Here is a 16,689-nt window from a genome sequence, read left to right as displayed (position 1 = left end):
CTAATGGCAGAGATCCTAGGGCATCAGAGAAATGAAACCCTGTTTCAACAGACAGACTTTGACCAATGCCGCAAAAATTCAACTGCTAGTTTGCAAGTCCAATTGCTTACTCCAATTGCCTACCCCGATTGACTTAGTAAACTGCACTATAAACTGCACTGTAAACTGCACAGACTACCGGACTAGTTCAGCTGACACTTCTTGTGAACTCCTCCTCATAACATTACAAACTGAATAGAGTGACAAATCTCTTACAAAGTGTAGGCTTAATAGTAGTTTCTATACCTGACAACCGACCAATTATTTAGTTCTATTTGCTGCACCGAATAAATAAATTTTTCAACTGCAAAGCTGTAAGTTTTGCTTATAGGATTGCCTGCTACTATCAATGACTAATTGTTGAATAAGATCGTTAAATAAGCAAGGCAAATCAGACAAAAAACAGATTGATTAGAGATAAGTTTAATACGAAACGGTGAAACGCAGATTAGTCCAAGTTGAGATTAGTCCAACTTGAAATCAGCAAGCCAGTGGAGAGCAAGATCTCGGAATAGATTGCAACCGTTGAAAACCTAAAAAATGGAAATCTGAGGATTGCTTGCCCATTTCTTGCTAGCTTTCCGCAAACCTAATTTGTCTTCAGATAGCTAGCAGTCTAACCGATTCTATTCCTATTAGTTCGGCTAGTTGTTAAAGCTACATCAAAAGTTTCGGACAATTGATTAAGCAAAAGTAAGGAGCGTTGATTAGCGCCATCTTGCTCTGGAGAGTGCATTCTAACTAAAATTGCCCGAACAATAACATCCCCTATTCGGGTAAATTTAATCTCTGCTTTAGATGATTTTTCAACAGGGCTTCGGCCTGGTCAGGATGCTGATGGATTAACATTAGCAACTCATCAGATTCTAAATTGACCAATTTGGCATAAAAGCGGATTTCTCCTAACACTCGTGCCTCGCTCTGCCGCAGATACATTGCCAGACAGTTCAAGGCTTGAGTTGTGCGTTCCTGCTGGCGAAAAAAGGCCAAGGATGAGAGCAGAGCACTTTCGTATAGGGGCAGGGGAGGTAGATGGAGCGGATCGCCGGTTTCAAAACGCATAGACGCAGCGGCAGCAAACAAAGTTCCATTATAGTGAGCTGAGTCCTCCAATTAACCCCCAGCACAGGTTTGTTAGGAAATCTAAATCTAATGTCTCCAGCCGATCACTACCGCGGTGATAGTGAGGATTGCGCAGATTGGCGGTGTCGGTCACCATAATCGCACGGTAACCCCGGTCCCAAAAGGGGGCGTGATCGCTGCGGCGAGTATCGGGAACGATTTTGCCCCTAGCTCCAGCCGGTAGCCATTCGCAGGGCTGCCCAGTGCGACGAATAGCCCGGTTGAGGCGTAGTAAATCTGGAATGGTTCGCCAGTTGCCAATCAAACCGACAAAATTACCGCGATTCGGATAGAAGTACTGCAATCCAGGCGGGTAAGACTGGGAACCTGGCAGATGGCTGCAATAGCCCAACATCTCCAGAGAAATCATTAGGCGCAGGGGCTGTTTTTGCTGATGCAGATCGACAGCATAGGCAGTACTACCAACTAGACCAAATTCTTCCAAATCAAACGCAACCAAGCGCAGCGGATAACGAGCCGGTTGATGAGCAAAGTAGTGGGCCAACTCCAAAAGCACGGCGATTCCTGTCGCATTATCATCGGCACCAGGGCAGCCAGGAACCGCATCATAATGGGCGCCAACCAGTATTGGAGCCACTGCTGAAGATGAAGCGGGCGAAGCAGGCGGCAGGTTGAGGATTAGATTCTGGTGCTGTTGCCCCTGAAACTCGAAGCTGTGCTGTTCAACCGTTCCCCATTGGCTCAACTGCTGCTGGATATAGTGCTGCACGTAGAAATGGCCGGCCGTTGCCAAGTAGGGATCGCGCTCACGGGCCACCTGTTGCAGGTGCTGAGTCAATCGTTGCTTGAGCGCCGCAATTTGTAGCTGGTTATCTGGCTGGTTGTTTGGCCGATTATCGGCAGGGTGAGCTGGAGTCTGAGCCATTGTGCCTGCTGGTCGTTCCAGTCGTTGGGCAACCTAGAGTGAAAATAACAGCGATACAGCCATGAACAGCATAATTGCCGCCATTCCGACTGCCATGCGTCGAGCCAGCCGCTGGGGAGCAAAGCCGATTAAAGGCAGCAAATTCCAGCTAATCACTTCCAGCAAGGCAATCACTAAAACTCCGATTTGCAGCGGTTGACTGATCGACTGAATCGCAGCTTGGAGACTGGCGGGTGCAATCACGCTGAGTAGCAACAACAGTAGTCCCCCGACCGCCACTACCGCTCCTAAGAAGGCCAAAGCCAGCGTTAACCCTAGCAGTAAATAAATCCCGTCCTGTTGCCACCTTGCTCGATGCTGCACGCTTACCCCCTCAAAATCCCCAGGTTCGTTTCGGACCAATATCTAAATGAATAAGATTTGGCATCGCGCTATAGATGCCCATGCCTCCACTCCACCACAGCATCAGCGCGTTGGCAACCCGTCTGCCGCTGAGACCTGGTACCTGTACATCCACAGCTTTGCCATAGAGATGTTGGCTGTTTGGCACTCCACCAACGGCTTCGTTAATCGCAGGCGGACGGTACCAGGAAGTAACAATAAACGGCCTACCAATCTGGTCTCGCGCTTTTTGCAGCTCTCGTGCTAAGGCAATGATATTGTTAACAATCGTCACATTTTCGGGAATGCGGGTGGCATCTTTGGTGGCCTCGCCCCAGGTAAAGCTGCCGCCGGGAATGATGGGCTGATCGGTGTAGAAAGTGCCGCGATTGCCGGGGAGTTTAAACGGAATGCCTTGATAGCGTGGGGGGGTTGGCGCTGGTGGCGGTGTTGGGGTTGGAGTCGGCGTGGGTCTGGGCGTCGGTGTGGGGCGAGGAGACGGAATTGGGCTTGCAGGTGGATAGACAATAGCGCCATTGCGGATCACCTGAACATGCCTGCCAAAAACGTACCAAGTGCTGAGCCGCTGAATGTAGTCTTTTTCGTACTTCAGTGCAAATCTGAGATGGCCGTTGAAACTTCCCTGGGCATCCGCATAGGCGTAGGAATGCAGCCGCCAGACTGTTCCCCTAGCCACTGGATGCTTTTCGGCCTCGCTGAGCTGCTCTGATGGTACTGGGCGTCGCTTGAATAGGGTAGGGACAATCACCTGCATCAAAGGTGTATTGGGATCTTCTGGTGGGTAAACGATTTTGTCATCAAACTCAACATAGGCGTGCTGGTCATAGACAAACCAGGTGCTGAAGCCACGAATAAAATCCTCTCGCGAACGAATCGCAAATTTAATGTGGCTACTAAAATCTCCCTGACTGTCAGCATAGGCATAGGACTGTAGCTCGATGCTTCGCCCTGCTTCAATTGGATAAATTTCTGCTGGTGAGAGCGATGATGACTGCACCGGACGCCGCTTTAGTACCGTGTCGCGAGTGATGCGCAGAATCGGCAGAGACATCTGATCCTCGATGGGATAGACTATTTCGCCATCCTGCTCCACCTGAGCGTGGAGGCTGTAGACGAACCAGGTGTTTAACCCACGAATGAAGCTGTTCTTGAGCGCAAACTTGATATGACCTTGGAAGGTTCCGTTCACATCAGCGTAGGCATAGGACTGAATTGGGAACGTGCTTCCGGCTGTCACCGCATGTAGCTCCTGGGCCGTCAGGGTAGACGCCTGCTCTGGACGAAGCTTAAAGAATGTATCTTTATTGACTCTCAGTATCTGCTCAGCCATGCAGCCAATCTCGAAAAAGCTCTCGAAGAATCTATGCCGCTATTTAGATGCGCTGGAATTACACCTGCGCGAGCGGGGGATTGCCCCGAGTATGGCACGACCTAGCTGCCAGTCGCCAGGGTGCCAAACTCCCTCTCAAGAGCACTCAAGACTCGTTGAGCAAGATTAGTTAAGGCTGAGTACAAGCTGCAATCCTGGTTCTGGACGAGCAGCTTCAGGTAATGGCTCTGGCTCCTGTCGCATCGCAGGGCAGTAGCGAGCATAGGCACAGCGGTCACATTGGGTTCCGGGGACAGGCAGCCAGCGGCGGTCACGTCGTAATTCAACCGCCAACTCGCTGATCACCTGCTCAACGCGCTGTCGATGGCCTGGGGTCGCTGTGTAGCTAAATTTCTCACCGGTGCGCAGGTACAGCAAACTCAGCTGTTTTAGACTGCGCTGATAGCGCTGCTCCAGAGCGAGATAATACAGTCCGATCTGCAAATCAATTTCGTCTGGCTCAATGGTTTCAATCTCTTTGGCTGATTTATAGTCGATCAGCTCCAATCCATCGCCGCAGTAATCCAACCGGTCATACCGACCGGACAAAACAAACTCCAGGTTTTCCACCTGTAAACAGCCCTGAATCCGTCCTTCTACGGCCAATGGACGCCGCATAGCTGACTGGCTAGCAATAAAAGAATAGTAATAACGCCGCAGAATTGCTCGCCCTTCCGCAATTTGATTGGAAGTCAGGTCACCAATTTGCTGATTCCAACAATATTCGATCCAATCGAGCCGAGGCACTGGATCCTGATAGTGCCAATCTTGGTAGATCTGGGCCAACGCTTGGTGCAGCGAAGTTCCCAAGGCTGTTGAACCATAAAAACCAGACCCATCTAATCGGCGTTCGTAGCGGAAATAGTAGGCGCGGGGGCAGCGATGATAGGTCTGCAACTTAGCTGCGGATAGGGTATAAGACATAAACCTCTCAATAGCTTTAATTGCTTATAAAGAGCCAACGCTTGGCACGCTTGGCAAATCTGAGCTTTAGAATTTATTTCAGAAAAAGTCCGCCCTCCGTTCTCAGCGCTGATCAACCCAGAAGAGGTAGGTAGCACCCGCAAACAGCGAGATTACTGTCTACGGGTGCGGTCTGTCGGGCATGACGCTACTATAATGGCACTAGATATGGAATTCGACCACATATTTTTCATTAGTTCTTCCTATATATAGCGTAAAGCGGCTGAAATTCTGCTAAGAGAGAATTTTGCGTTAGCCTAGGCACCCCTGCAAATCGAATTAGTGTATCGCAAGCTGAGATAGTGGCATGCAAAATGGCATGAAAAGGTTGAAATTTATCTATGGTTTAATAGGGAAGCTTTAGCAAAAACAAAAATCATTCATGGTCGGGCAAATCATATCAATAGTCTGTTCGCGCGAAGTGGTCTAGACATCAAATTAGAAACTTTGATTGAGCAACTGTGGGGGATTCCTGCTTACTCGGTTAAGGGCATCGCACAAAAGGCTTGATGCGAACCATTCATTTGGCTCAGCTTTGTTTCTCAATTAGGGCTTCACACAGAAACTGGCAAACTTAAGTCTTCTGCTTGCTGCCCTACGCGATAACCTTAAGAAAGATTAACCGAAGAGTATCATGGGTTAAACCATCACCTGATTCTTCCATGCTGAGCCGAATTAAAGATATTGCGTCTAACCTTGCGCCTCGTCTGATTGAAATTCGTCGTCATTTGCATAGCAATCCTGAGCTGAGCGGGCAGGAATATAAAACTGCCGCCTATGTGGCTGGCGTATTGTCGTCCTGTGGCTTGCATGTTCAAGAAATGATGGGGAAAACAGGCGTTATAGCCGACCTAGCAGGAGCCGGTGACGATGTTCGGATGCTGGCGATTCGCACTGATATGGATGCCCTGCCGATTCAAGAACGCTCAGGATTGGATTTTGCCTCTCAGCAGCCTGGTATTATGCATGCCTGCGGTCATGATGTGCATACGACAGTTGGGCTGGGAACCGCGATGATATTGTCTCAGTTGGGAGAAGCCTTGCCAGGAACCGTGCGATTTTTGTTTCAGCCCGCAGAAGAAACGGCCCAAGGCGCAAGCTGGATGATTCGGGATGGGGCCATGACCAACGTCAGTGCCGTATTTGGCGTGCATGTGTTTCCAACTATTCCAGGTGGGTCGATCGGCATTCGCTATGGCGCGTTAACAGCTGCCGCCGATGACCTGGAGCTAATCATTACCGGCGAATCGGGACATGGAGCGCGTCCCCATGAAGCGATTGACGCTATTTGGATCGGAGCACAGGTGATCACTACGCTACAACAGGCAATTAGCCGTACCCATAACCCACTACGCCCGGTTGTGCTGACGATTGGTCAGATTCAAGGCGGGCGAGCACCCAATGTAATTGCAGACCAAGTGCGGATGCTGGGCACCGTGCGTTCGCTCCATCCTGAAACAAGTGCTGCTTTGCCAGCTTGGATCGAAGGCATCGTCGCAAATGTTTGCCAAACCTATGGTGCGAAGTATGTCATGAACTACCGTCGAGGAGTGCCGTCGGTGCAAAACGATCCGGTTCTGACTCAGATCACCGAAGCCGCCGCCGAAGAAGCTTGGGGCAGCGAGCGGGTCGAAATTCTGCTAGAACCTTCGTTGGGAGCTGAAGACTTTTCCCTTTACCTAGAACATGCACCTGGCACCATGTTTCGACTAGGTGTGGCCTTTCCTGACCAACCCAATTACCCGCTGCACCATCCCCAATTCCATGTCAACGAAGCTGCGATTGTGACTGGAGTGGTGACGATGGCCTATTCGGCCTACAAATACTGGTTCCATCGTTAGGCAGATCCGTCTTGACAGTCAGTTTCTATAGGCTGGGAATACCTGTCAACTGAGAACCTAACAGCACAGCAAGTAGCATTGGTTTGAGGAGCTGTTTGCACAGGGCTTTGCAAACAGCTTCTGAGCGTGGCTTTGAGCGCAATTCTGAGCATTATTCTGTTCAAATCTCTCAAAGCTCAAACCTCTCGAACCTCGTTGACACATCAGGCACAACCACACACAGGGAGACAAATGGGTTATGGCAGCATCAGAACCGCTAAAGGGAATTGAACTGATTGATTGCGCTAAGGCTAATGCAAAGCAGGGTATAGAGGTAGCCGCTAACCTCTGTGGCTATGGAGACGATTTGACCGAATTTCGCCAACAGCTTCATCAGGCTTGTCAGCAGATCGGTGTAGAAATGACAGAACTGAGCGATCTGATCACCGAGCAGCAAACTGTTCTGCAAACGGGCGGCATTGAAATCGCTCCCGATACGGCTTCTGAACTGTAAATGTAGCCTTGTGTAAAAGTGACCTTGAGCGCGAGAATTCCACAAGCACCAGATTGAATTACGTTGGTGATCAGCCGCATAGCGATCCGACACTAGATTGATTAATTTGGGAAAGAACAGGAATTCGTCCGGTTAGGCGAAGTTTAACGATTGCAAAGGCATTGCAAGGGCGTTGAGTGTGTCCTACTTAGACCGAATCCTTGGCGCTGCTGTTTTTGATTTAACGGGTTTGCCGAAGGATTATTACATTTCTGCTGAAAGTGCTGATATTAGCTGGGTTCAGTCAATTTTTCAAGCATTGGGGCTACAGGCGCTGCTGACCTCCTCGTTTCAGCTAAAGGAATTTCGCCATGCCGTGATCCACGGTGCCCACTGTCATGCGATTGTGATCCGACAAGCCAACTGTTACCTAGCTCTGCTGATTCGGCAAGGTGAGACACCGGTATCGGAGGATTGGATCCAATGGGCTGTCAGCTTTGATCCAGCTTTGCTAGCCGATGACCCTCGCTTCAACTCAACCTGACTTGATTCAACTAACTTGCAGGTCAGTTGCTTAGCGTCGTCAAGCATTCAATTCCTATTCATTAGCATTCAACTGATATCAACTATTCAACTGGCGTTTACGACTGCCCAACCAGCCAGCGGTTGACGATCGACCGGTAATCCTTAACAATGGGGGTGTAGAGTTAAGTTTTGTAAAGAAAGCCATGACTCAACCTCAGCCTTCTGCAACTCCTAAGTTTGAAGAACCTAAATTTGGGTTCAATTCCTATGCTGAGCGCCTGAATGGTCGGGCTGCCATGCTTGGTTTTGTGATTACTCTGGCAATTGAATATTTCACGGGACAGGGATTACTATCCTGGTTAGGACTCTACTAAATTTGAATCAAATTGCTCCATTTTGTGTGGGTTCAGGTATTCAAAGACAAAGCGCCCCAAGCTGCCTGACTTTCCGCAAGAATTGTCAACAGTTTGGGCGCTCTCTCTTTCTCTGGGAAACTCGCTTGATCAACAGGCATGACTGGATTGCACGAGAGGATGGTCTTGCTAATGGTGTTTTCCCCGTGCCGTTTCCTCCGTGCCGTTTTCTCCGTGCGTTGCTATCAGTTCCCCAAATGAATCTTTAGTCGCGTCTGGCACCAGCTAAAAGCACCATTGCCCCGGCCATCAGCGGCAACAGCAGGTAGATAGGTAGGCGAACATCATCCATGCCTCCTGCTGGAATTGTGTCTATTGAGTCAGACTCGGAGCGGCTTGGGGGCGATGGCTGCGGGGCAGCCTGCTCACGATAGATTGCCTGCACAATTGGAGCAACTTGCCGACTCCAGTAGGGATGGCTAATCTGCTGGGCTTGTAGCAGCGCCGTTTCATATTGGTGAGCTTTGAAGGCGGCTTCGACAATTTGCTGACGGCTCTGGTTGTTCAACCACTCTTGTTGCCAACCGCGAATTTTGTTCTGAGCTTCGCTATAAAGCGGGTTATCGGGTGTGATTGCGCCGGCCGTTTTAAGGGCGTCCTCGAATCTGCCGTTGGAATCGCGGTAATATCCTTCAGCAACTTGCAGAATTTGATTTGACCATTGCCAAACCAACTGCTGGACTTGGGCAGCGACAGCACTATCTGAGATAGTCTGCACCTCGCTAATAGCATCCTTCAATTGACCGGCATTGGCTTGACCTTGTGCTCGGTTGATCACAGCCGTAGTTAAGGCGCGTTGACACTGGTCCTGTAAAACGATGGCTCGGCTATGAAACAAGGACTCAACTGGGATTTGCTGAGTTTCCCGGATGCAGCGCTGGTGGTCTCCTGCCGCCTTGAGGTACTCAACTCGAGCCAAAATAGCTTGATGATGCTGCTCGACCCGCTGCTGCTGATCCACTTTGACTAGCCAGTAGAAGCGAACTGCGAGTGAACCAGTAGCCAGGAAGACCGAACCCGTCAAAACCATAGCCAAACCAATTCGAACAGATCGCAAATGATCAGAAGGAGGCGGCATCGGGGTACGCATAGTGTTCTACCTCTCTCTAAGCTTGTTCTCCTGCTCTGGACCAATCCCTAGGCAAGCTGAGCAGAAGTGACAGGAGTGACCAGCAGCGTAATTCCATCTCGACCAACCACAACTACCTGTTCTGAAGGTTCTGCCTGGACATACGCATCTGAATAGAGTCGAGCTGGCCAAAAACTAGCTCGATATTTCACGCGCCCCCGGCGATTAGGCGCAATCATCTGGACCACTTCACCAATACCAGGTTGGGCAAATAGTTCGATTCGCTCTGAGGTCTTCGACATAGCCATAACTGCATTACCTTTCACAAACTAAGGGGGACTGATTTGGACCGGAAATTAGCAGATGGGAAATTGCGGATTTCGCCCCATTCTCTTAGACAACCCTAGGGGGGCCGCACATCGACTGAGTTATTCCGCTGAGTTGCTGTTGTCTTCCGAATTGGGTTCTGGCCGATCAGACCTCCTAAAAATTCAGTAAATCAATTTTGACTACTTTTGTGATTTCTGTCAAGATATCAGTTTGATACTATTTTTAATATCAAATTGACATTCTTGTTGCTGGATTTCTTGCAGCAGTAGGCTTGTTACAGAGGAAGTGCCAGTGGATGAGGAGGCTGAGCCTGTCGCCGCTCGCTTCAGGTAAAGTCAGTGCATCAAGCAGCTCAATAGTTATGTAATCTTGCTTGAAAACATCAGAAGGCAGAACAGCCCGGAGGGATTTATAGGTGTTCAAATTGCCTCTAGCCCAAGGTTCTGAAGGGAGCTGATATCAAAAATCATATCTTGCGTCGAAAATAGGCTTCTGTGTTCAGAGACTGCTCACCCCTGTTAGAGGGTGTTTGAAAAGTCGCCGATGCAACCCGAACCGCCCCCTACATCCCCCATTCTGTTCGTTGCCGCGCTCGAAGCGCGAGGGGGGACTTTGAACCAGAAATACGAGATCGGAAGTCCCCGACTGGTGGGGGTTGGGGGGCAATGCAACACGTTTGATACTTTTAAAACATCCTGCTGGCTTTGTAGCTAGCCTGAATCAGGCAAGGGCTTGCATCTGCAAACTCAGGCAACTCCACGATCGAAGACTGGCGTGGAAGCTCAGGTCAAAGCAGCGGCTGGAGAAAATTAGACAATACCCTTGCCATTGCGGGATTGACATTGATATCTTAAGTTGATATCTTAATGGACTAGCTGAAGTATAGATGTGTCTTTTGTCTACTCTCATGAGTTGCAGGTCTTAGATTGCATATCTAAAGCCTAGAGGCAGGTTATATCTTAGGTGCACGGTACGTCGTGATTGGGGAAAGCGTTTGATGCCTCTCTACCGCTATTCCCGCAGAACATCGCGGTAGGATAGGGAGATGTTTGCTAGTGGGGTGCCTTCTAGCAAGGTTTTTAGATAGTTTGCATTTGAACTACCTTTGGCACAGCGTTTTAGCGTTGCTTTGGAGTTCGCTATTCAGCTTCGTGTTCTCTCCCTGTCAGTCGAGTCAGGCTTCTTGGTCAGACGACGTGCCAAACCTGTCTAGCCTTCAGCATCTACCAACGAATGTGCATCTTTTTTAATGAGTTACCAGATGAACAGCAAAATACCGTTAGAGCTATCTTTGCCGATCCACCACCGGATATTCTCTGGTTAAATGTCCTGATTTTGTTTGATGTACTGCATAGCGAAAGCCATGTCAGTAATGGTTTTTTGTGTGTTGCGCTAAACTTGCATCAAGAAATGAGGCGGGGAATCTTCCCATACTCTGGTCAACAAGGGTGTATCAGTCGCCATACTGTCAATGAATTGCGGAACTATTTGCGTGGGGTAGGAGTTGAACCCAATTAGCTATGTTCAAGTATAAAAACTATATCGCCAAAGTAGAAGTGGATACAGAGTCAGACATGCTCTATGGACGAGTCCTCAATATTGGCGATGAAACGGCTCGTGATATCATTACGTTTGAAGGCAGAACGGTACGAGAGGCCGAGCAGAAATTCCAAAGAGCCGTTGATACATATATAGAGTTCTGCAAGACTCAAGGCATAGAACCCAACAAGCCATTTTCAGGGAAGCTGCCCTTTAGAACAACACCGGAAATTCATCGAGATATCTATATTGCTGCTACACGAGCGAACAAAAGTATTAACGCCTGGATGGAGGAGACCCTCAGTCAAGCAGCTAAGCAGGCCGAAAACCCAATCCATTCCTCTACTGAACGGCAACAAGAGTTTGAAATTTCTTTCGCAGAGTACGGACGGCTACTAACCGACCTGCGAAATAAGATTATGCGTCTTAAAACTATTATTGAGCCTTACCTGCAAGAGAAAACCACCAGTACATTTGCTCGCCTGTATGGAGAACTGAAGCCGGTTTTAAAGGACAAAGAATTAGCAGACTTACTAGAAAAAGTAGAAACAGCTCAAGAATACTTGAAGTCGGTTCAGTCACAACAGGCCGCTTTATTTGCTCTAACAGAACAATCGGTAAATCCAGCATCTAGTTTGACTACGGTTGATTTGGATGGAGGGATTGACTTAGAGGATGCAGAGAGAAACACGGAAAAAGATGTGAAAACACTGTCAGTGCAGTCGGGAAATGGTTGACACAGCTCTCTGTTTCCCGAATATTAATAACTGGAGTTGTGGCCCGAACGAATGTCGCGAGTTATTTTGGTCAGCTGCGATCTTCTGCTTCCTGATTTGGAAGCATACACTTTGGCTATTTCTGGCATAGTTCAGCAATGGCAGGGAGAACTGCGGCCCCAAGCCCTATCGCAAACGTTAGACTTTATCGGGCAAGAATGGTTTGATATCTTGCGAGATGCCGAAGCAACCACGGCAAAGCTGATTTGGCTAAAGAGCTTTATTCAGTTCCCGGCCAAGTATCCAACCCAATTCACGCCTCGCCAGATTGATTTTAGCGAACAGGATTTGCTGAGATTGGAGGTGCAGGAAGCTGAGCGATTACAGGTTCCGCTCGTATGTTTCGAGGCTGAAAAGTATGAAGCGCTTTGTCGCCAACTCGGCAGCAGAGTTTATGTGGTCGATATTGACAATTTGCCGCTGCTAGCTCTACACCATCAGCTTCAATTCAGTAGTCACTCCTCGTTCTCGCCAACCACAACGCCACACCACCCGGATCCGGTGGAGAATTTGCCGGTGCCGACTGTAGAGAACGAACTACCCATAGAACTACCCATAATTGATGCGCCCACTTCTACGCTTGAGTTTGAAGAAGAAGTGGCTGTTAACGGCGCGGATCCAACTCCACGATTGCGAAGTCCCCAAACCGAAACCAATCTTCAGGTTGAAGAACAACCAATTTACCAGTTGGATTCGGAGGGTAGGGTAAGACCTACCCTTAATCGTTCTATCCCTCCGGCTGATACCCTACCGCTGCTGATTTTTTTCCTACTGGCTAAGCTCTTACCCCATCGTCTAACCCACGACTCTTATTTAGATAATCTGGCTAAACAGAACATAGAATCTCTATCCCAAATCTTGTCAGTTGATCTAGCAGCAATCGTTAATCAAGTGGGAGTAGGCGTTCTGGAGTTACTGCAACCCAGTTTGGTTCTCCAGCCTGTTGCGGCAGCCACTGTTAGTAATGGCCCAACCAACGTGCCAATTACAGCAGCTAGTACTCCAGTAGAACCATCGCTAGAGCAACAGGTTAGCCCATTAGCGGCTGAAATTGCAAATACCAGCTCGGTTGATTCCGATCCAGAGGGGCCAGATGTTCAGGTGCTTGACAATACTGGCTGGCTCGATGCGGATGTAGATTTGGTTGCGACTGAGAACCCGATTGATCAAGTGGCCCAACTCTCGGAAGTGCAGCGATTGCAGCCCAATCGGTTACCAAACCAAAATCAAGGCCCTGCTGACAATCGTGAAATCAATGGTCCTGGTGAATCATCTCGAATACCGGATGCCAGAGGAGTTGATCCAGCGCGCCCGTTACGGCCTCCACTTAGGAGGGGTTTGCTTGAGCCGACGCCACCACCTCAGCCATCTCAACCGTTGCGCCCACCCACACCCGTTCCCAGTGTGCCATTTGTGCCCAACCAACCACCCTCCGGTCCGCCATCGGTTCCGGGCAATCCCATCGAGGAAACGCCGAATGGACTGCCAATTCCGCCAACTAATGGTGGTGTGGAGCCGAGCGATCCAGATCAAGGCAACCCTCCCAGCGAACCAAAATCCCCAGATGGGACAGACCCCGGTAAGGCACCTGCTCAACCTCCAGACGCTCCGACCGAGCTAGCAAATCCTGTAGGTAACACGAGCATTACGATCGAAGCCGGCAAGTTTACAATCCGAAACTTTGGCGGCGTGGGGCGGGGTGTCACACCGTCTGCCGATGTAGTGCGCAACCTAGACACACTCAAATTTAGCGGTTCTGGTCTCACGCCTGAGAATCTATTGCTGAATCAGCGTGGGAATGACTTAGTCATCACATTTGAGTCAGTATCAAAATTAGAGATAACGCTAAAAGACTTTAGAATAGACAATTTAGATAATCTGACAACCGCCACCTGGGCCTCAATTACGATTGGTAATATTCTATTTGAGGCTCAAGACCGCATCGAAGATAGTTTTGATGTCATTGATGCCGAGCGATCTATCGAGCAGGTACTGCGACCAGATACGGTTACATTCCTCAATCCTCTCGACAACCAAACTCAAGGCCGGGAAAATTCTAACGATGTGATCGACGGTCTGGAAGGTAACGATCGTCTCTTTGGGCTAAGCGGTGATGATAAACTGCGGGGGAGCAGTGGCAATGACGAACTCTATGGCGGCAGTGGCAATGACTACTTGCTGGGTGGAACCGGCGACGATTTGCTCGATGGCGGCAGCGGCAGAAACGTGCTGAATGGCGGAGCAGGGCGCGATCGATTCTTGCTGTCTCCCGACCTTGATCCTAACAGCGTTATTGAAGATTTCCAACTCGGCACAGATCGGATTCAGTTGACCGGTGGTATAACCTCTAGCCAAGTCACAACCCAAATCGACGGCAATAACACACTGCTCCTGGTTAACGATCAACCGCTCATTACCCTGCTAGGCGTACAGATTAGCAACCCTGGGCTTTTATTTGGCTGAGGGTAGATGAATTAATCCAGCAAGCCAACCTAACCACTGAGCGAATGCTACAGTCCGATAGGTCCGATAGTGCAACTAGTGCAACCATTTTGCTGGCAGCGGGCATCTGCCCGCACTCTCCTGCCGTCGATTAGAAGTCGATTAGAAGTCGATTAGAATCTATTGCACTGCCTCTTCGATCGCATCGCCTACATCATCGGCAGTATTACCAACTGCTCTACCAGTGTCATCAGCCGCCTCATCGACCGCATTGGCCGCATCGTCTACAGCATTACCAGTGTCATCAGCCGCCTCATCCACTGTATGGCCTACATCATTGCCTACATCATCGGCTGTATCATCCACAGTATTAGCGGCATCGTCCACGGCGTTACCGGTTGCATCTACAGCATCATCTACAGCGTTGCCCGTTGCATCTGCTGCATCATCGATTGCGTTACCGGTTGCATCTACAGCATCATCCACAGCATTGCCAGTCGCGTCAGCCGCATTATCCACTGAATTACCAATGTTTTCGAACAAATTTGCCTTGGCGGCTGGAGCAATCACCCCCGCGAGCACAAACGCAGAAAGACCAGCAAAAATGAGCGATTTCATTACTGTACCTCCTGATTGGTCCTGATTAGGTGTGAGATAACTTCTGGACAGTTCCTATCTGTTCCAGCTTACACAATCGATGGGACAAGCCACCTGTTTCGTTTGGCGGAGATTGGCAGAGATTGGGAAAGAATGTGATACCTTACGACTGAAGGTTTTTGAGTCTTCCGACCGGGTGTTCCGAACTACAGCCTTTTTCAGGCTAGTGAAGTACAAAAACCGGGGTGCAGGGGCAGTGCCCCTGCGTGGGGGCGAAGCCCCCACACCCCCTGTACCTCACATGAGTGAAAACGCTGTAGGTGTTCCCAAGGTATTTCTAACAGAGAAGCGCGTATGGTTAGACGACTTGCCCTGCATGGCGGCATTAGCATTTTGACAAGTTTGGTGGTTGCGGGTCTAGGGTCTGCTTCTGCAGTTGAGCCATCCTGTCAGAACCGATTAGAGGCCAACTCCGATCAGACCAATGTGAGCAATGTCAGGAATTCCGCAAATCCCAATTTTTTGGTCATGGGGGGTGGCGGTGCTCCCTCCTATAACGAAATTGCGTTGGAAAAGAATGTTCTGTACTTTCAGCGCACCCTGCAAGCTCTAGGATTCAATCCGGCAGCAGTCAGCCTGTTTTTTGCCAATGGCACCGATGGACAGGCTACCGTTCGCTATCGAAATGGGCAAAAGGATCTGTTCAAAGTCCCCGAGATTCCCTATTTGACTGGTGCGTCCACCTTGAGCAATTTTCAGAGCTGGATGCAGCGGACACTGCAAACCAACGATCAGCGGCCCATTTTCTTCTATTTCACTGGGCATGGCTACCGCAATCCGCGCAATTTGGACAACAATGCCATGATTCTCTGGCAGGAAGAATTACTCTCAGTTCAGCAGTTTGCCACATCACTAGACCAGTTGCCCCAAACTGTTCCAGTCGTAGCCATGATGTCCCAGTGCTATTCCGGTTCCTTTGCTAATTTTATCTACCAGGGAGGTGATCCCCGGCGGCCTGTAGCGCTCCAGACTCGCTGCGGCTTTTTCGCCACGATTAAGTCTCGTCCCTCGGTGGGCTGCACCCCAGAAGTGAACGAAGCCGATTACCGTGACTACAGTTCTAGCTTTTTTGCCGGACTGAGCGGTCAGGACCGCACCGGGCAGCGAGTTGCTTCTGCCGATTACAACCGCGATGGGCGGGTTTCCTATGCTGAGGCTCATGCCTTTGCCAAGGTAGATGAGCAGTCTACCGACCTACCTGTTTCAACCCTAGAAGTGTGGCTCCAGGAGCAGGCTGGCCGCAGCCACCAGCAAATTTTAGCGCAGCCAATGGTGACACTTCTGGCAACGGCCCGTCCAGAACAACGGTATGTAGTTGAGTCCCTCATGCAGCGGTTTGGCATGAACAAGAACCAATCCTTTTTAGAAACAGGTCAAGCTGTAGCGAGCCGGATGCCGCTGTCATCTGAACAACAAGCCTATTTAACTCGATTGGGTATAGAATTAATCAACATTGGCATGGAGAAACAGCTACGGGAACAAGGTAATACTATGCAAATTGCCACAATTGATCGATTAATAGCTTGTGAAAGTCGTTCTTGGTAAAGCTAGACAAATAGAGATAGACAAAATTTAGACAAAATTTAGACAAAATTTAGTGTCTAGAAATGAGAGTTGAATAATTAGCTTAGAGATATTGGATCAAGCTAACAGTAGCATAGGTAATTAAACAGATAGGCAATCAGTAAAAGATGAAACAAGAGGAAACTCAACATAGATTTTTCGTAGAATCCCACAAAAGCGCTAGCTACACTCAGAGGAAATCATTATTGAAGAGACAAGATACACACGGAAAGTTGTTTTGCGTTCGTATAAATTTCGTATCAGTTTAGTAGGGCTAGTAG

The 16,689-nt window shown here is 49.2% G+C and carries 16 protein-coding genes; 8 read left to right on the top strand and 8 right to left on the bottom strand.

All coding sequences use genetic code 11. The annotated features are described in order from the left end of the window. Nucleotides 1–807 precede the first annotated feature (807 nt). The 5 genes from HJG54_RS16000 to HJG54_RS15980 form a co-directional block, all read right to left on the bottom strand. On the bottom strand, nt 808–1,101 hold the full coding sequence (locus HJG54_RS16000; protein WP_051924754.1) for a hypothetical protein: 294 nt from the start codon (nt 1,099–1,101) through the stop codon (nt 808–810). A 28-nt stretch (nt 1,102–1,129) separates the two neighbouring features. After that, the gene (locus HJG54_RS15995; RefSeq protein WP_316429903.1) at nt 1,130–2,047 is read right to left on the bottom strand and encodes a M28 family peptidase; all 918 of its coding nucleotides are present in this window, start codon (nt 2,045–2,047) and stop codon (nt 1,130–1,132) included. Between the two features lie 33 nt (nt 2,048–2,080). Further along, nucleotides 2,081–2,410 (bottom strand): hypothetical protein, encoded by a 330-nt coding sequence (locus tag HJG54_RS15990; protein WP_316429901.1) that lies wholly within the window; start codon nt 2,408–2,410, stop codon nt 2,081–2,083. A gap of 10 nt (nt 2,411–2,420) precedes the next feature. Next, nucleotides 2,421–3,779 carry a YcbK family protein gene (locus tag HJG54_RS15985; RefSeq protein ID WP_316429899.1) on the bottom strand — a complete coding sequence of 453 codons (1,359 nt, stop codon included), beginning with the start codon at nt 3,777–3,779 and terminating at the stop codon, nt 2,421–2,423. A gap of 165 nt (nt 3,780–3,944) precedes the next feature. Then, nucleotides 3,945–4,742, bottom strand: a complete 798-nt coding sequence (locus tag HJG54_RS15980; RefSeq protein WP_316429897.1) for a RecB family exonuclease — start codon at nt 4,740–4,742, stop codon at nt 3,945–3,947. A gap of 701 nt (nt 4,743–5,443) precedes the next feature. On the opposite strand from HJG54_RS15980, the gene HJG54_RS15975 reads away from it, so the two are divergent. The 4 genes from HJG54_RS15975 to HJG54_RS15960 all read left to right on the top strand — a co-directional run bounded on the left by HJG54_RS15975 (nt 5,444) and on the right by HJG54_RS15960 (nt 7,993). Continuing rightward, a complete protein-coding gene (locus tag HJG54_RS15975; protein ID WP_316429895.1) occupies nt 5,444–6,622 on the top strand; it encodes a M20 family metallopeptidase in 1,179 nt (392 codons plus the stop codon). A gap of 238 nt (nt 6,623–6,860) precedes the next feature. Further along, nucleotides 6,861–7,115 (top strand): hypothetical protein, encoded by a 255-nt coding sequence (locus HJG54_RS15970; protein WP_316429894.1) that lies wholly within the window; start codon nt 6,861–6,863, stop codon nt 7,113–7,115. A gap of 178 nt (nt 7,116–7,293) precedes the next feature. Next, on the top strand, nt 7,294–7,638 hold the full coding sequence (locus tag HJG54_RS15965) for a hypothetical protein (RefSeq protein ID WP_316429893.1): 345 nt from the start codon (nt 7,294–7,296) through the stop codon (nt 7,636–7,638). Nucleotides 7,639–7,822: 184 nt separating this feature from the next. Continuing rightward, complete coding sequence (locus tag HJG54_RS15960) at nt 7,823–7,993, top strand: chlorophyll a/b-binding protein (protein WP_035997024.1); 171 nt, start codon at nt 7,823–7,825, stop codon at nt 7,991–7,993. A gap of 244 nt (nt 7,994–8,237) precedes the next feature. On the opposite strand, the gene HJG54_RS15955 is transcribed toward HJG54_RS15960, so the two are convergent. Continuing rightward, complete coding sequence (locus HJG54_RS15955; RefSeq protein WP_316429892.1) at nt 8,238–9,122, bottom strand: hypothetical protein; 885 nt, start codon at nt 9,120–9,122, stop codon at nt 8,238–8,240. Between the two features lie 47 nt (nt 9,123–9,169). Beyond that, nucleotides 9,170–9,403 carry an NfeD family protein gene (locus tag HJG54_RS15950; RefSeq protein ID WP_035997028.1) on the bottom strand — a complete coding sequence of 78 codons (234 nt, stop codon included), beginning with the start codon at nt 9,401–9,403 and terminating at the stop codon, nt 9,170–9,172. Between the two features lie 1,261 nt (nt 9,404–10,664). On the opposite strand from HJG54_RS15950, the gene HJG54_RS15945 reads away from it, so the two are divergent. The 3 genes from HJG54_RS15945 to HJG54_RS15935 all read left to right on the top strand — a co-directional run bounded on the left by HJG54_RS15945 (nt 10,665) and on the right by HJG54_RS15935 (nt 14,209). Beyond that, complete coding sequence (locus HJG54_RS15945) at nt 10,665–10,949, top strand: hypothetical protein (RefSeq protein ID WP_035997030.1); 285 nt, start codon at nt 10,665–10,667, stop codon at nt 10,947–10,949. 2 nt (nt 10,950–10,951) lie between these two features. Beyond that, nucleotides 10,952–11,707: a type II toxin-antitoxin system HicB family antitoxin gene (locus HJG54_RS15940; RefSeq protein WP_316429889.1), complete on the top strand. Its 756-nt coding sequence runs from the start codon at nt 10,952–10,954 to the stop codon at nt 11,705–11,707. A gap of 111 nt (nt 11,708–11,818) precedes the next feature. Beyond that, nucleotides 11,819–14,209 carry a calcium-binding protein gene (locus HJG54_RS15935; RefSeq protein ID WP_316429887.1) on the top strand — a complete coding sequence of 797 codons (2,391 nt, stop codon included), beginning with the start codon at nt 11,819–11,821 and terminating at the stop codon, nt 14,207–14,209. Between the two features lie 159 nt (nt 14,210–14,368). On the opposite strand, the gene HJG54_RS15930 is transcribed toward HJG54_RS15935, so the two are convergent. After that, nucleotides 14,369–14,806 (bottom strand): hypothetical protein, encoded by a 438-nt coding sequence (locus tag HJG54_RS15930; protein ID WP_316429885.1) that lies wholly within the window; start codon nt 14,804–14,806, stop codon nt 14,369–14,371. 333 nt (nt 14,807–15,139) lie between these two features. On the opposite strand from HJG54_RS15930, the gene HJG54_RS15925 reads away from it, so the two are divergent. Continuing rightward, nucleotides 15,140–16,390 (top strand): caspase family protein, encoded by a 1,251-nt coding sequence (locus HJG54_RS15925; RefSeq protein ID WP_316429883.1) that lies wholly within the window; start codon nt 15,140–15,142, stop codon nt 16,388–16,390. The last annotated feature ends 299 nt before the right edge of the window (nt 16,391–16,689 follow it).

It is taken from the genome of Leptolyngbya sp. NK1-12, from assembly GCF_032598965.1.
Taxonomy (GTDB): domain Bacteria; phylum Cyanobacteriota; class Cyanobacteriia; order Elainellales; family Elainellaceae; genus Elainella.
Note: the sequence above shows the minus strand (reverse complement) of the source record. Positions and strands in the feature narration are given on the sequence as shown.

Coding starts and splice junctions, on each gene's coding strand:
- HJG54_RS15985 (WP_316429899.1), bottom strand. CDS start 3,779: ATGGCTGAGCAGATACTGAGAGTCAATAAAGATACATTCTTTAAGCTT.
- HJG54_RS15995 (WP_316429903.1), bottom strand. CDS start 2,047: ATGGCTCAGACTCCAGCTCACCCTGCCGATAATCGGCCAAACAACCAG.
- HJG54_RS15940 (WP_316429889.1), top strand. CDS start 10,952: ATGTTCAAGTATAAAAACTATATCGCCAAAGTAGAAGTGGATACAGAG.
- HJG54_RS15950 (WP_035997028.1), bottom strand. CDS start 9,403: ATGTCGAAGACCTCAGAGCGAATCGAACTATTTGCCCAACCTGGTATT.
- HJG54_RS15930 (WP_316429885.1), bottom strand. CDS start 14,806: ATGAAATCGCTCATTTTTGCTGGTCTTTCTGCGTTTGTGCTCGCGGGG.
- HJG54_RS15975 (WP_316429895.1), top strand. CDS start 5,444: ATGCTGAGCCGAATTAAAGATATTGCGTCTAACCTTGCGCCTCGTCTG.
- HJG54_RS15955 (WP_316429892.1), bottom strand. CDS start 9,122: ATGCGTACCCCGATGCCGCCTCCTTCTGATCATTTGCGATCTGTTCGA.
- HJG54_RS16000 (WP_051924754.1), bottom strand. CDS start 1,101: ATGCGTTTTGAAACCGGCGATCCGCTCCATCTACCTCCCCTGCCCCTA.
- HJG54_RS15925 (WP_316429883.1), top strand. CDS start 15,140: ATGGTTAGACGACTTGCCCTGCATGGCGGCATTAGCATTTTGACAAGT.
- HJG54_RS15980 (WP_316429897.1), bottom strand. CDS start 4,742: ATGTCTTATACCCTATCCGCAGCTAAGTTGCAGACCTATCATCGCTGC.
- HJG54_RS15960 (WP_035997024.1), top strand. CDS start 7,823: ATGACTCAACCTCAGCCTTCTGCAACTCCTAAGTTTGAAGAACCTAAA.
- HJG54_RS15970 (WP_316429894.1), top strand. CDS start 6,861: ATGGCAGCATCAGAACCGCTAAAGGGAATTGAACTGATTGATTGCGCT.
- HJG54_RS15945 (WP_035997030.1), top strand. CDS start 10,665: ATGTGCATCTTTTTTAATGAGTTACCAGATGAACAGCAAAATACCGTT.